Genomic DNA, 13129 nt, shown 5'->3' on the forward strand with positions numbered 1-13129 from the left:
CCGGCCGGCGACATTAGACACCGAGCACCTCACGAAGGTCAGCCACCGTCGCGACGTGCGCCACCCCTTGGGCGGCGGCGGGATCGTCGAAATCGCCGCTTCCGTAGCCCCATCCGACGACGACGGTGTCGATGCCGTGCGCGGCGGCGCCCTCGACGTCGTGGGAGCGGTCGCCAACCATCAGCGTGCGTTCGGGCAGCCTGCCCAGTTGGGCGAGCGCGTGTGCGACGACGTCGACCTTGGTCGCGCGCGAGCCGTCGACGCTGGCGCCGGCGATCACCTCGAAGCAGTCGGCGAGGCCGAAGTGGGCGAGGATTCGTTGTGCGGTCGGCTCGGCCTTCGAGGTGGCCACCGCCAGCCGCACACCGGCCGCGCGCAGGTCGCAGAGAAGCGCGGGGATGCCGTCGAAGACGCGGTTCATCGCCCAGCCGCGGGTGACGTAGTCCGCGCGGTACGCCGCGATGGCGGCGCCGGTCTGCTCGCCGAGTCCGAGGCGGCGCAGCGTGTGATGCATCGGCGGGCCGACGATCATGGTGGCCAGGTCTCCGTCGGGTACCGCGGCGCCGACCGACCCGAGCGCATGGCGGAAACTCGAGACGATTCCCTGCGCCGAGTCGGTCAGGGTGCCGTCGAGGTCGAAGATCACCAGTTGGGGGCGGGTCGCCAGAGCGGTGGAGGCCAGCATGTCGGTCACGGGTCCATTCTCCCCGATCGCAGAACCCGGGCAGGCGGCGCACTAGTGTCGTGATGTGGCGAGACCTTTGCGTGCAGCCGCGCGCTACCACGGCGACCAGGCCGCGGAGCCCGGGATGCTGGACTTCGCCGTCAATGTCCGCGCCGACGCGCCGCCGTCGTGGCTGGTCGACCGCCTCGCCTCCCGCTTGCCCGACCTCGCCCGGTACCCGAGCCAAGCTGACGTGGATCGCGCGCTCGCCGCGGTTGCCGACCGGCACATGCGCGACGTGGCCGAGGTCGCACTGCTGGCCGGGGCCGCCGAGGGGTTCGCGCTGCTGGCCCAGCTGAGGCCGCGACGGGCCGCCCTGATCGCGCCGTCGTTCACCGAACCGGAGGCGGCGCTGTCGGCGGCCGGGGTGGCGTTCGACCATGTGGTGCTGGATCCGCCGTACACCCTCGATGCGGGCGCGGTACCCGAGGACGCGGACCTCGTCGTGCTCGGCAACCCGACGAACCCCACGGGCGTTGTGCACGGCCGTGAGGAGGTGTTGGCGCTGCGTCGGCCCGGGCGCACCGTGGTGGTTGACGAGGCGTTCGCCGATGCGGTTCCCGGTGAGCCGATGTCACTGGCCGCCGAGGCGCTGCCCGACGTGGTGGTGCTGCGCAGCCTGACCAAGACGTGGGCGTTGCCGGGGCTGCGGGTCGGGTACGCGCTTGGCTCGGCCGATGTGCTGGCGCGGTTGACGGCGCGACGGCCGCACTGGCCGGTCGGCACGCTGCAACTCGAGGCCATCGCCGCCTGCTGCGCGCCCGAAGCGGTGGCGGAGGCCGACCGGGGCGCCCGCCGCCTGGTCGAGGTGCGCGCCGAGATGGTGGCGGCGTTGACTAGCATCGGCGTGCATGTCGTCAACGGTTCGGCTCCCTTCGTCCTGTTCTGTGTGCCGGATGCCGAGTTGATGCGAAAACACCTGGACGGCAGAGGCATTGCCGTGCGCCGCTGCGACACCTTCGTCGGGCTCGACGGCCGGTTCCTTCGTGCCGCCGTGCGCCCGGAGTGGCCGGTGCTCGTCGAGGCGATGGCCGAGGTGCTGCGGTGAGCGTGCGGTTGGCCGACATCATCGACGTGCTCGATGCGGCGTATCCGCCGGAGCTTGCACAGGACTGGGACTCGGTGGGCCTGGTCTGCGGCGACCCGTCGGAAACCGTCGAGACGGTCACCGTCGCCGTCGACGCGACCGCCGCGGTCGCCGCCGAGGTGCCCGATCGCGGGCTGCTGCTTGCGCACCATCCGCTGCTGCTGCGCGGGGTCGACACGGTCGCGGCCAGCACCGCCAAGGGCGCCCTGATCCACCAGATGATCCGGACCGGCCGGGCGTTGTTCACGGCGCACACCAACGCCGACTCGGCGTCGCCCGGCGTCTCCGATGCGCTCGCCGAGACCCTGGGCCTGGCCGTCGAGGAGGTGCTCGACCCGGCCGGCGCGGGATCCGATTTGGACAAGTGGGTCGTGTTCGTGCCCGCGGAGAATTCGGAGGCGCTGCGGGAAGCCATGTTCGGCGCCGGCGCCGGTCGCATCGGCGACTATTCGCACTGCTGCTGGACCACGACCGGCACCGGACAGTTTCTCCCGCACGACGGCGCGTCGCCGGCGATCGGCAGCGTCGGTGCGGTCGAACGGGTCTCCGAGGACCGGGTTGAGGTCATCGCCCCCGCCCGGTTGCGCGCGCGCGTGCTCACCGCGATGCGAGATGCACATCCCTACGAGGAGCCCGCATTCGACATCTTCGCGCTGGCGCCGATCCCCGGGAACGTCGGGCTGGGACGAGTCGGCGTGCTGGCCCGCCCGGAGCCGTTGTCGGCGTTTGTTTCCCGCGTGCGCGAAGCCCTGCCCGCAACGTCGTGGGGCGTGCGCGCGTCGGGCGACCCGGAGGCGACGGTCTCGCGGGTCGCGGTGTGTGGCGGAGCGGGTGACTCGCTGCTCGGCGCCGTCGCCCGCCGTGGCGTGGATGCCTATGTGACGTCGGACCTGCGGCACCATCCGGCCGACGAACACCGACGCGCCTCCGAAGTGGCGCTGATCGACGTCGCGCACTGGGCCAGTGAGTATCCGTGGTGCCGTCAGGCCGCCGGCTTGCTGCGCACCCACTTCGGCGATGCGCTGACCGTGCGGGTCTCCGACGTGCGCACCGACCCATGGAATGTCGAGAGATGAGGCATGAAAGCTGAAGTAGCTCAACAACAGTCGTTACTCGAGCTGGCCGAAATCGACGCCCAGTTGAGCCGTCTCGAGCACCGCGCCAAACATCTGGCCGAACAGCAGCGGCTGGAGGAGGTGCAGGCCGCACACCGCGACGCCAACGACCGGTTGGCCGCGTTGCAGATCGCCATCGAGGACCTGGATGCGCAGGTCGCCAAGTACGAATCGGAGATCGACGCGGTGCGTCAGCGCGAGGAGCGCGATCGCGCGCTTCTCGCGGGCGGGACGGTCGATGCCAAACAGCTCACCGAGTTGCAGCACGAACTCGACACACTCGAGCGCAGGCAGGCGGCGCTGGAGGACTCGCAGCTGGAGGTGATGGAGCGCCGCGAGGAGCTGCAGAGCGACCAGCAGGCCGCGCTGGCCACCATCGACGAGCTGCAGAACGACCTGGGCGCTGCGCAGACGGCGTGCGACGAGGCGCGTACCGAACTCGACCGGCAGCGGCATCAGACCGTGTCGCGTCGCGACGAGCTGATCACCGCGCTCGACTCCGACCTCGTTGCGCTCTACGAAAGGCAGCGCGCCCGCGGCGGTGCGGGCGCCGGGCGGTTGCAGGGCCGCCGGTGCGGAGCGTGCCGGATCGAGATCGACAAGGGTGAGCTCGCGCGGATCTCGGCCGCGGCCGACGACGACGTGCTGCGGTGCCCGGAGTGCGGAGCGATCCTCTTGCGGGTCAAGGAGTTCGGCGCGTGAAGGTCGTCGTCGAGGCGGACGGGGGCTCTCGGGGCAATCCCGGGCCGGCCGCCTACGGCTCGGTGGTGTGGTCGGCGGACCGCACCACCGTGCTCGCCGAGAGCAAGGAGGCGATCGGCCGCGCCACCAACAACGTCGCCGAGTATCGCGGGCTGATCGCCGGGCTCGGCGAGGCGGCCAGTCTGGGCGCAAGCGAAGTCGACGTGTTCATGGACTCCAAGCTCGTGGTGGAGCAGATGTCGGGGCGCTGGAAGGTCAAGCATCCCGACCTCGCCCCCCTGCACCGGCAGGCCCGCGACCTCGCCGCGCGCTTCGACCGTGTCACGTACACATGGATCCCGCGGGCGCAGAACAGCCACGCCGACCGGTTGGCGAACGAGGCGATGGACGCCGCGGCCGAATCACTCACCGGCCCAGCGCACGCCACGCCGCAGCAGGCTCCGAATCCGGTGGCGTGGACCGGGGCGCGGGGCGCACCGACCCGGTTTCTGCTGCTGCGGCACGGTCAGACGGAGTTGTCGGTGCATCGCCGGTATTCGGGCCGCGGCAACCCGGCGCTGACCGACCTCGGACGACGCCAGGCCGAAGCGGCCGCGCAGTATCTGGGGCGTAAAGGCGGTATCGCCGCCGTCATCACCTCGCCGCTGCAGCGCGCGTATGACACCGCAACGGCGGCGGCCAAGGCGCTCGGCCTGGACGTGTCCGTCGACGACGACCTGATCGAGACCGACTTCGGTGCGTGGGAGGGGTTGACGTTCGCCGAAGCCGCCGAGCGGGATCCCGAGTTGCACCGGCGCTGGCTGCGGGACACGTCCACGGCACCGCCGCAGGGTGAGAGTTTCGACTCCGCCGCCGAGCGGGTCGGCAGGGCGAGGGCGCGGATCATCGCCGAACACGCGGGGGACACCGTGTTGGTGGTCTCGCACGTGACGCCGATCAAGACGCTTCTGCGCATGGCACTCGATGGCGGCGCGAGCATCCTCTACCGGATTCATCTCGACCTGGCGTCGCTGTCGATCGCGGAGTTCTATCCCGACGGCGCGGCCTCGGTGCGGCTGGTCAATCAGACCGCCTACCTTGACGAGTCGTGAAGATGGAGCCGCTCACCGTGCGGCCCGAAGATCGTGATCGCCTCAACCGGCCCGTCGACCACCCCGAACCAGTGCGGGGTCCAGGTGGAAAACTCAACCGCCTCACCAGGTTTGACCGTGAAATCGCGATCACCGAGGACCAGCCGGAGGTGACCGGACAGCACGTACATCCAGTCCTGGCCCTCATGCACGGGCAGTTCGGCGGGCGGGGTGCGGCGCCGGGCGCTGATCCTGATCTTGAACGCGTGCAGACCGCCCGCGGCCTGACGGGTCAGCGGCCAGTACGTGATTCCGCGTGCGGTGTGAGAGCCGCTGCGCACCCGGGGATCCTCGGCTTCCGGTGCGCGGAGTAGTTCGTCGGTGCTCACCGACAGCGCGGCGGCCAACCTCGGCAGGTGGTCGAGCGCGAGCCGGCGCTTACCGGATTCGAGTCGGCTCAGCGTCGACACGTCGATGTTCGACCGGCCCGCGACGTCTTCGAGGGTCAGGCCGCGCTGCAAGCGCAGTTCGCGCAGCCTGCGCCGCACCTTCGCGTCGACGCTCTCTTCTGCTTTTGCCTGCATGGCAAGAAAGCTTGGCATCTTGTAGGGGGTGGTTGCAAGGTGGACGCATGGACACAGATTGGGATTGCGTCGTGGTCGGTGGCGGTGCGGCCGGACTGAGCGCCGGCCTGGTGTTGGGCCGGGCTCGGCGGCGCACGCTGGTGATCGACTCCGGCGCGCAGAGCAACCTGGCCGCGCACGGTATCGGTGGACTGCTGGGGCACGACGGTCGGCCGCCGGCGCAGCTGTACGAACTGGGGCGCCGGGAACTATCGGCGTATCCGAGCGTCGAGGTGCGCACCGGCGACGTCGTCGGCGGTGAACGGACCGGGAGAGGCTTCGAGCTGCGGATGGCCGACGGCCGGATCGAGCGGACCCGGCGGGTGCTGCTGGCCACCGGTATGGAGTATCGGCCCCCGCAGCTTCCGGGGCTGGCGGAACTGTGGGGCCGGTCGGTGTTCCACTGCCCGTTCTGCCACGGCTGGGAGGTTCGCGACCAGCCGCTGGGCGTACTGGCGCGTGGGGAGCGTGCGGTGCATTCGGCGCTGTTGTTGCGTATGTGGAGCGACGACGTGGTCCTGCTCACCGACGGTCCCGCCGATCTCGACGACGGGCAGCGGCAACGGCTGGTCGCCGCGGACGTCCCGATCGATGAGCGGGCGGTCGCCGAACTCGCCGTGCGGGACGGGGATTTGGAGGCCGTGGTGTTCGCCGACGGGAGTCGCCTTGCGCGGACGGGTCTGCTGGTCGCGACGACGCTGCATCAACGTTCGTCGCTCGCCGAGCAACTCGGCGCTACACAGGGCGACCCGACACCGATTGCGCAGAACCCCGTTTACGTCGACGCGCTCTACCGCACAAGTGCGCCAGGCGTTTTCGCCGCCGGCGACCTCAGCGCGCAGATGCCGCAGGTGGCCGCAGCGGTGGCCGGCGGCTCGGCAGCGGCCGCCGCCGTGGTGCAGAGCCTGATCGAGGACGACTATCCAGTTGATGTTCCGGAAGGGAGCCGACATGTCAACGCCTGACGCCAAACAGCATTGGGAAGAGCGCTACAGCGAACAGGACCGCATCTGGAGCGGGCGGGCGAACATTCGTCTCGTCGACGTTGCGTCGGGCCTGAAGCCCGGCGTCGCACTGGATCTCGGCAGCGGCGAGGGCGGTGACGCGATGTGGCTGGCCGAACACGGATGGCGGGTGGTCGCCGTCGACATCTCCGACACCGCGCTGCGACGGGCCGCCGAAGATGCGGCCGCGCGTGGGGTGGGTGACCGGATCGACTTCCAACAGCACGACCTGTCGGAAAGCTTCCCGGAGGGTGACTTCGATCTGGTGAACGCGCAGTTCCTGCACTCCACTTTTCCGCTCGACCGGACGGCGATCTTCCAAGCGGCCGCGCGGGCCGTCCGACCGGGCGGGCTTCTACTGATCGTCGATCACAGCGGGCCGCCGCCGTGGGCGTCGCAGCTCGATGACCACCACCACCTGTTCACACCGCCCGACGAAGTCGTCGCGGAGCTGAATCTGCCCGAGGCCGAATGGGAGCCGGCTCGGATCGACACGCCGACGCGAGAGGTGACGACGCCGGACGGCGAGACAGCGACGTGGGTCGACAACGTGATCATGTTGCGTCGGCGCTAGCGGTCACGCGGCGTCGTGGAAGATCAGCCCAAGGGTGTACCGCTCACCCGAGCGCACCACCGACACACCGTGTCGGACCGGCGCGGCGGACCATCCGCGGGTCGACCGCACGGGCCGCTCGCGCGTGGTGAAGACGTATCCGTGTCCGTGCGGCAGCAGCGTCGCGGTACCGCGGGACTGGGCGCGGGGGCGCTGTTCGACCAGCATGAACTCGCCGCCGGTGTGGTCGACGCCCGGTTCGCTGAGGTTGATCACCACCTGCAACGGAAACACCAAGTCGCCGTAGAGGTCTCGGTGCAGAGCATTCCAGTCGCCCGGGCCGTACTTGAGCAGCAGCGCCGTTGACTTGGCCTGGCCGGCGGCGTGGCACTGGTCGATCTAGTCGTCGAAGCTCTCCGGCCACGGGGCCGGGCGGCCCAACTTGCTCCACCAGTCGCGGGCGATCGGGAGCAGCCGCGGGTACAGCGCCTGCCTGAGCGCTTCGACCGGTTCGGGGTAGGGCCGGCGGAAGTAGCGGTATTCGCCCTCCTCGAAGCGATATCGAGCCATGTCGATGGTCGCGCGGAACAAGTCGTCGGCAGGATAGAGGCTTCTGATCGCCGCCGCTTCACCCTTAGTGAGCAGGCGGGGAAGCAGGGCGCCGCCGGTTGCGTCGAGTTCAGCGGCGATGGTCTCCCAGTCGCCGGAGTCCACGCGAGTTCGCCATTTGGTCTGGGCCATACCTGGTAAACGTGCGGGATCGCGGATTCGTGAGACGGACACGTCCATTGGTGGGGTCGGTGGTGCCGGTTCTAGTCGCGTCGGGTCAACTCGACCTTGACGAGATCGAGAAAGGCATCGACCTCGTCCTCGTCGTAGCCCCGCTTGAACAGAGGTGGCTTGGAAAACGCCACATTGTGGACGTGCTCGGCGGTGAGTGGGTCCGAGCCGGCAACGGGGTCGGCGCCGACGCGCGGCTCAGCCAGCCGGCGCTCGAGCTCAGAAATCCTCTTCTCCGGGTCACTCGGGTCCACTCGAGAAGAACGTCCCACCGCTAGGTCTGTGGCGTCCACGGCGTCAGCCGGGGGAGCCACGCCGACACGTTGTCGCGGTAGGTCTCGTACTGCTGCCCATACGTGCGAACCAGCGTCGGTTCTTCGTACCAGCGCACGAACGAGGCCGTGACGGCCCATGCGATCGCGGCGTAGACGACGAGCCACATGTTCGCGAACAGCACCGCCTGGCCGAGGATGGCCGTGATGAGACCGGCATACATCGGGTTGCGGACGAACCGGTTGAAGCCCGTCACGACCAGTCGTTCGGTTGGCGCGACGGGCATCGGAGTGCCACCAGCTCTTACGAATTCGACGAACGCGTGAATGGGCGGGATCAGACCGACGACGATCATCACGCCGCCCAGTGCCACACGCCACGGCGAAACGGGATCGGGAAGGTCCCAGCGGGTGATCAGCCACGGGCCGAGCCCGACGAAGCTGCCGGGCGCGACCACGAAGAACGCCGCCGAAGCCAGCGCAGCGGTGCCGATCCGCATGCGCGTCAGCCGGTGCCGGCCGGGATGTCCGCGAGCTGGGTCAACCTCACGCTGTTGCCGGACGGGTCGCGGAAGCCGGAATCGATGCCGTACGGCATCTGGTGCGGCTCCTCGGTGAACTCCACCCCGCGCGAACGCATTTCCTCATAAGTCGCCTGGCAGTTGTCCGTGGTGAGGAATACCGTGCCGGCGAACCCCTTCGCGGTGAGATCGAGCACCTGCTGGCGGGTGGCCTCGTCCATCACCGGCGCGCCGGGCACGGCCATCAAGACCAGCGAAAAGTCGTCCTGCCCCGGCGGGCCGACCGTCAGCCACCGGAACGGCGTGTCCCCATCGGGAAGCGAAACATCCTGGCGCACTTCCATTCCGACCTTTTCGGTCCAAAACTTCAATGCGACGTCTTGGTCGTGAACCCAGATCTGGGCGCTCGAGATTCTCAACATGGGCACGACGCTACGACGCCGGTCGCGGGCCCGTCTTCTCCCCGTGTGCTGTCTTGCGGACCCGACTGTCGGCGGGCTGGCGGGTGTCGCGTTTGAGAATGCAGCTGGGCACCCGGGCGTGCATGGCCGCCGGCGGCAGGCTGGCGCGGTAGGCCGCCGGCGGCTTGCCGTACACCCGGGCGAACGAGGTGGTGAACGATCCGACGCTGGCCAACCCGACCATCACGCAGATATCGGCCACCGAGCGGTCGGTGTACCGCAACAGCGCCGCCGCCCGCTCCAGCCGTCGGGTCTGCAGATAGGCATGCGGCGATTCGCCGAAGGTTCGGGTGAACATCCGGCTGAAATGGGCCCGCGACAACCCGGCCGCGGCGGCCAGGTCGTCGACGGTGATGGGCTCGGCATAGCGCGCGTCGACCAGGTCTTTGGCGCGCATGAGGTAGCGCGCCGGAGGAACCTGCGCCATGGGCATAAGTATGTCGAACTCGCGGAACAGCGGCGACTGGCAGTACGTTGTATGCGCGGATGAGTTGGCTGGGCGGCCGCGGAATCGAGGTTCGCCTCGGTTTCGAGGAAAGTCCGGACTTCACAGAGCAGGGTGATTGCTAACGGCAATCCGAGGTGACTCGCGGGAAAGTGCCACAGAAAACAGACCGCCACCGGTGACGGTGGTAAGGGTGAAACGGTGCGGTAAGAGCGCACCAGCATTCCGGGTGACCGGAGTGGCTAGGCAAACCCCACCCGAAGCAAGGCCAAGAAGGCCGCAACCTGGTTGCGGCCGCGCAGGCGCCCGAGGGCTGCTCGCCCGAGCCTGCGGGTAGGCCGCTCGAGGCACCCGGCGACGGTGTGTCCAGATGGATGGTCGCCACCTCGCCGCCGCGGTCAGCTGCGGTGGTGAGGGACAGAATCCGGCTTACAGGCCAACTCATCCGCCTCGCCGGCCGCTCACCGCGCCTTGCGCACCGCCTTGGCCAGCTTCGTCAACGCGCCGTCCAACTGGTCGCGCGCGCGTTGGGCGACCTCGGCCTCCTGCTGGTAGAGCAGGCCGTAGGTGAAGGTGTCTTCGCCTGCGGCGTGCGCGGCTTCGGCCTGCTGACCCAGATGAGTCCGGCTGACCACGCTGTCCTGATGGTCGCCGAGCAGCGACTGAACGGCTTTGGCCCGATCCGACACCTTGGCCGCGCCGGTCGCCGCGGCGGTGTAGCGAAGACGCTTGGCGCCCTTACGGATTCGATGCAGTGCTTCATCCTTTTCGGTGTCCGCCTCGGCGGCGGCCTTGGCCGCTTTGCGGACCCGCTTGTAGGCCGCGTCGATCGTCGCCTGGCTGCGCTCCTCCTCGTCCTGCGGCGCCGGTTCGGCGGCGATCAGGCCTTCGAGCGCGTCGAGAAGCCGGAAGTAGCGCTGCGAACGCATCGCGATCAGTGACCGGCGCAGCCCGGCCGCATAGCGCCGCTTGGCGCCGTCGACCAACCGCTCTCGCACCGGGCCGCGGACCAGTTCCTCGGGCAGCTCATCGAGCGCCTGCTCGTAGCGTTGGGCCAGCACTTCCGCGTCGCGCGCCACGCCGAGGATCGCGGCGAGCTGCCGGAGTTCGTCGAGGATCCAGGCGTCGTCGGAGATGCCGAACGCCTCCCGTGACGACTGCAGAAGGCTGCGGATCTTGCGCGTCGTCACTCGCATCTGGTGCACCGAGTCGTCGACGTCGGCGCGCACCGCCCGGTCCCACTCGATCAGCTCCTCCACCTGTTCGGCCACCGCGCGGTGCACCGGGTCGGCCGGTCGCGGGACCGCCTCGGGTTGCGACGACTCGGCCAGCACCCGCGCCAGTTTGGAACCGCTGGCCGCGGGATCGGCCCCCGCGTCGATCAGCCGGTTGGACAACCGGTCAAGCAGTTCGCGGTCGGCCCCGTCGGTCAGCTCGAGTTCCCATTCGCGCCACGCCTGCTCGGGGCCGCCCGGCTCGGCCGCAGCGGTGACCTCGTCGTCGCAGAACTCCGCCACCGGTGTCCCGTCGGGACCGTAGAGCAGGTCGACGGTGCGCCGTGTCGAGATGCGCGCGACCGGCCCCAGCGGGCGGTCGCGCACGATGGCCAGCACGACGTCACGCAGCGTCGCCGGCACCTCATCCTCTTCGCCGAGGGGCTCTCTGACCTCGGTACGCGCGTCGGGACCGGCCGGAAGCTTGAGGTGCCATCCGGCGTCCGCGCCGCCGGTGCGGCGGCGCAGCGTGATGCGGCGCGCAGCCAGTGCGTGGTCCGGGGTGTCGAAGTACACGGCTTCCAGCCGGTGTACCGGTGCGCGTTCGACGCGCACCACCGACGACAAACCGTCGAATGACGGTGACACGGTCGAATCGACGACGTCGAACTTGCGCTCGACCTCGAGATGCCGCGATGACTGGTCATTGGATTTGCCCATGGTGCGAGACAGATTGCCACACGCGGGTGAACACGGGGGAAGGGTCCCGAGGATGAGAAAGATAGGGTCCACCTGTGACCGATTACGAAACGCTGACCTTCGAGCAGACCCGTGCGATCGCCCGCATCACGCTGAACCGGCCGGACGCGGCAAACGGCATGAACGCCACCATGACTCGTGAGCTGGCCGCCGCCGCCAAGCAATGCGACACCGACGCGACCAAGGTTGTCGTGCTCACCGGGTCGGGCCGGTTCTTCTGCGCCGGTGGAGATTTGAAGTCGTTCGCGTCAGCGCCGGACCGCGGCGCTCACATCAAGGGCGTCGCCGACGATCTGCACCGCGCGATCTCGACCTTCGCACGGATGAACGCGGTGCTGATCACCGCGGTGAACGGCACCGCCGCGGGCGCGGGATTCTCAATCGCCGTGACCGGCGATCTGGTGCTGGCCGCCGAGTCCGCGTCGTTCACGATGGCCTACACCCGGGTGGGCTTGAGCCCCGACGGCAGCGCGTCGTATTACCTGCCGCGGCTCATCGGGATCACCAAGACCAAGGAGCTCATGCTGACCAACCGCACCCTGTCCGCGCAGGAGGCGTCGGCGTGGGGTTTGGTCACCGAGGTGGTTCCCGACGCGGAGTTGGCCGACCGGGCCGCGAAGCTCGCCGATCAAATGGCCGCCACCGCAGCCGGTTCCAACGGCGGCATCAAGCAGCTGCTGCTCGGGACGTTCAAGAACGGACTCGAGGAGCAGATGGAACTCGAGAGCCGGCTCATCGCCGGACGCGCGGTGTCCCGCGACGGCGTCGAGGGCGTCGACGCGTTTCTGGCCAAGCGCAAGCCGGAGTTTCAGTAGCGCGAGCAGTCGCAAACTGCCCTGTTTTCGCGTCGAAAGTGGGCAGTTCGCGTCTGTTCGCGCAGAGGAACTAGAACGAGTGCTCGTCGGCGGGGAACACCCCGCCGGCCACCTCGTCGGCATATTGCTCTGCGGCACGGCGGAGTTCACCGCCGACATCGCCGAAGCGCTTGACGAACTTGGCGGTCTTGCCATTGGTCATGCCGGCCATGTCCTGCCAGACCAGCACCTGCGCGTCGCAGTTCGGGCCCGCGCCGATTCCGATGGTGGGGATCGTCAGTTTGCCGGTGATCTGGGTGGCCAGTTCGGCCGGCACCATCTCCATCACGACGGAGAAGGCGCCCGCTTCCTGCACGGCGATGGCGTCGTGAATGGTTTGCTCGGCGGCGTCGCCGCGGCCCTGGACGCGGAACCCGCCCAGCCCGTTGACGCTCTGGGGTGTGAAGCCGATGTGCGCCATGACCGGGATGCCCGCCGCACTCAGCGTCGCGATCTGATCGACCACGCGCTCGCCGCCCTCGAGCTTGACCGCGTGCGCACCGGTCTCCTTCAGGAACCGGGTGGCCGTGGAAAGAGCCTGTGCAGCGCCAGCTTCGTAGCTGCCGAACGGCAGGTCGGCGACGACCAGCGCGTGCGGGGCGCCGCGCACCACACCGCGCACGAGCGGGATGAGCTCGTCGATGCTCACGGGCACGGTCGTGTCATAGCCGTAGACGACGTTGGCTGCCGAATCGCCGACCAGCAGCACCGGGATGCCGGCGTCGTCGAAGATGCGCGCTGTCGAGTAGTCGTAGGCGGTGAGCATCGCCCACTTGTGGCCTTCGGCCTTCCATTTGTGCAAATGCAGCGTTCGGACTTTGGTCCGCGGTGCGGACGATTCAGGAGTAGTGCGCGGCTTGTCGGTGGCAGCGCCGTAGACGGTCTGCTCAGACATCGATGTCCCCCAAGCGGGTGAGTCGGGTCGAATCCTCGAGGCCGTAATCG

The 13129-nt window shown here is 69.0% G+C and carries 14 protein-coding genes, 1 other RNA gene and 2 pseudogenes; 8 read left to right on the plus strand and 9 right to left on the minus strand.

Going from position 1 to position 13129, the window contains the following annotated elements; genetic code table 11:
* Positions 1-13: 13 nt before the first annotated feature.
* Positions 14-685 carry an HAD-IA family hydrolase gene (locus AU185_RS08035; protein ID WP_059098946.1) on the minus strand — a complete coding sequence of 224 codons (672 nt, stop codon included), beginning with the start codon at positions 683-685 and terminating at the stop codon, positions 14-16.
* Between the two features lie 64 nt (positions 686-749).
* On the opposite strand from AU185_RS08035, the gene cobC reads away from it, so the two are divergent.
* The 4 genes from cobC to AU185_RS08055 are packed head-to-tail and all read left to right on the plus strand — an operon-like array spanning position 750 to position 4719.
* A complete protein-coding gene (gene cobC, locus AU185_RS08040) occupies positions 750-1772 on the plus strand; it encodes an Rv2231c family histidinol phosphate aminotransferase CobC (protein WP_059098859.1) in 1023 nt (340 codons plus the stop codon).
* Positions 1769-2887 (plus strand): Nif3-like dinuclear metal center hexameric protein, encoded by a 1119-nt coding sequence (locus AU185_RS08045; protein ID WP_059098860.1) that lies wholly within the window; start codon positions 1769-1771, stop codon positions 2885-2887. Before cobC ends, AU185_RS08045 begins: the two co-directional genes overlap by 4 nt.
* Before the next feature lie 3 nt (positions 2888-2890).
* The gene (locus AU185_RS08050) at positions 2891-3628 is read left to right on the plus strand and encodes a zinc ribbon domain-containing protein (RefSeq protein ID WP_059098861.1); all 738 of its coding nucleotides are present in this window, start codon (positions 2891-2893) and stop codon (positions 3626-3628) included.
* Positions 3625-4719: a bifunctional RNase H/acid phosphatase gene (locus AU185_RS08055; RefSeq protein ID WP_059098862.1), complete on the plus strand. Its 1095-nt coding sequence runs from the start codon at positions 3625-3627 to the stop codon at positions 4717-4719. Before AU185_RS08050 ends, AU185_RS08055 begins: the two co-directional genes overlap by 4 nt.
* On the opposite strand, the gene AU185_RS08060 is transcribed toward AU185_RS08055, so the two are convergent.
* Complete coding sequence (locus AU185_RS08060) at positions 4701-5282, minus strand: helix-turn-helix domain-containing protein (RefSeq protein WP_059098863.1); 582 nt, start codon at positions 5280-5282, stop codon at positions 4701-4703. The two genes, AU185_RS08055 and AU185_RS08060, sit on opposite strands and share 19 nt — an antisense overlap.
* Positions 5283-5329: 47 nt before the next feature.
* Between AU185_RS08060 and AU185_RS08065 the strand changes: the two genes are divergently transcribed.
* Both AU185_RS08065 and AU185_RS08070 read left to right on the plus strand, forming a co-directional pair.
* Positions 5330-6286 carry an NAD(P)/FAD-dependent oxidoreductase gene (locus AU185_RS08065; protein ID WP_059098864.1) on the plus strand — a complete coding sequence of 319 codons (957 nt, stop codon included), beginning with the start codon at positions 5330-5332 and terminating at the stop codon, positions 6284-6286.
* Complete coding sequence (locus AU185_RS08070) at positions 6273-6899, plus strand: class I SAM-dependent methyltransferase (protein WP_059098865.1); 627 nt, start codon at positions 6273-6275, stop codon at positions 6897-6899. Before AU185_RS08065 ends, AU185_RS08070 begins: the two co-directional genes overlap by 14 nt.
* A gap of 3 nt (positions 6900-6902) precedes the next feature.
* Here the strand turns inward: AU185_RS08070 and AU185_RS08075 are convergent.
* The 5 genes and pseudogenes from AU185_RS08075 to AU185_RS08095 form a co-directional block, all read right to left on the minus strand.
* Positions 6903-7619 (minus strand): annotated as a pseudogene (locus AU185_RS08075) (2OG-Fe(II) oxygenase).
* An 80-nt stretch (positions 7620-7699) separates the two neighbouring features.
* Positions 7700-7864 (minus strand): annotated as a pseudogene (locus AU185_RS08080) (DivIVA domain-containing protein); the annotation flags it as partial.
* Between the two features lie 68 nt (positions 7865-7932).
* The gene (locus tag AU185_RS08085; protein ID WP_059098867.1) at positions 7933-8430 is read right to left on the minus strand and encodes a methyltransferase family protein; all 498 of its coding nucleotides are present in this window, start codon (positions 8428-8430) and stop codon (positions 7933-7935) included.
* 5 nt (positions 8431-8435) lie between these two features.
* Positions 8436-8873 (minus strand): VOC family protein, encoded by a 438-nt coding sequence (locus AU185_RS08090; protein WP_059098868.1) that lies wholly within the window; start codon positions 8871-8873, stop codon positions 8436-8438.
* Between the two features lie 10 nt (positions 8874-8883).
* Positions 8884-9339: a helix-turn-helix transcriptional regulator gene (locus AU185_RS08095; protein ID WP_059098869.1), complete on the minus strand. Its 456-nt coding sequence runs from the start codon at positions 9337-9339 to the stop codon at positions 8884-8886.
* A gap of 60 nt (positions 9340-9399) precedes the next feature.
* On the opposite strand from AU185_RS08095, the gene rnpB reads away from it, so the two are divergent.
* Positions 9400-9805, plus strand: an RNA gene (rnpB, locus tag AU185_RS08515) — RNase P RNA component class A.
* Between the two features lie 13 nt (positions 9806-9818).
* On the opposite strand, the gene AU185_RS08100 is transcribed toward rnpB, so the two are convergent.
* Positions 9819-11291 (minus strand): CYTH and CHAD domain-containing protein, encoded by a 1473-nt coding sequence (locus AU185_RS08100; RefSeq protein WP_059098870.1) that lies wholly within the window; start codon positions 11289-11291, stop codon positions 9819-9821.
* A 74-nt stretch (positions 11292-11365) separates the two neighbouring features.
* Between AU185_RS08100 and AU185_RS08105 the strand changes: the two genes are divergently transcribed.
* Positions 11366-12145 carry an enoyl-CoA hydratase/isomerase family protein gene (locus AU185_RS08105; RefSeq protein WP_059098871.1) on the plus strand — a complete coding sequence of 260 codons (780 nt, stop codon included), beginning with the start codon at positions 11366-11368 and terminating at the stop codon, positions 12143-12145.
* A gap of 70 nt (positions 12146-12215) precedes the next feature.
* Here AU185_RS08105 and panB read toward each other — a convergent pair whose 3' ends face one another.
* Positions 12216-13079 (minus strand): 3-methyl-2-oxobutanoate hydroxymethyltransferase, encoded by an 864-nt coding sequence (gene panB / locus AU185_RS08110; RefSeq protein WP_059098872.1) that lies wholly within the window; start codon positions 13077-13079, stop codon positions 12216-12218.
* Positions 13080-13129: the final 50 nt, after the last annotated feature.

Origin of the sequence: Mycobacterium sp. GA-0227b (genome assembly GCF_001499855.1) — a bacterium.
Taxonomy (GTDB): Bacteria; Actinomycetota; Actinomycetes; order Mycobacteriales; family Mycobacteriaceae; genus Mycobacterium.

Bases quoted from the DNA above. Each gene is read 5' to 3' on its own strand.
- AU185_RS08035 (WP_059098946.1), bottom strand. From the start codon at position 685: ATGCTGGCCTCCACCGCTCTGGCGACCCGCCCCCAACTGGTGATCTTC.
- AU185_RS08050 (WP_059098861.1), top strand. From the start codon at position 2,891: ATGAAAGCTGAAGTAGCTCAACAACAGTCGTTACTCGAGCTGGCCGAA.
- AU185_RS08060 (WP_059098863.1), bottom strand. From the start codon at position 5,282: ATGCAGGCAAAAGCAGAAGAGAGCGTCGACGCGAAGGTGCGGCGCAGG.
- AU185_RS08065 (WP_059098864.1), top strand. From the start codon at position 5,330: ATGGACACAGATTGGGATTGCGTCGTGGTCGGTGGCGGTGCGGCCGGA.
- AU185_RS08070 (WP_059098865.1), top strand. From the start codon at position 6,273: ATGTCAACGCCTGACGCCAAACAGCATTGGGAAGAGCGCTACAGCGAA.
- AU185_RS08085 (WP_059098867.1), bottom strand. From the start codon at position 8,430: ATGCGGATCGGCACCGCTGCGCTGGCTTCGGCGGCGTTCTTCGTGGTC.
- AU185_RS08090 (WP_059098868.1), bottom strand. From the start codon at position 8,873: ATGTTGAGAATCTCGAGCGCCCAGATCTGGGTTCACGACCAAGACGTC.
- AU185_RS08095 (WP_059098869.1), bottom strand. From the start codon at position 9,339: ATGGCGCAGGTTCCTCCGGCGCGCTACCTCATGCGCGCCAAAGACCTG.
- AU185_RS08100 (WP_059098870.1), bottom strand. From the start codon at position 11,291: ATGGGCAAATCCAATGACCAGTCATCGCGGCATCTCGAGGTCGAGCGC.
- panB (WP_059098872.1), bottom strand. From the start codon at position 13,079: ATGTCTGAGCAGACCGTCTACGGCGCTGCCACCGACAAGCCGCGCACT.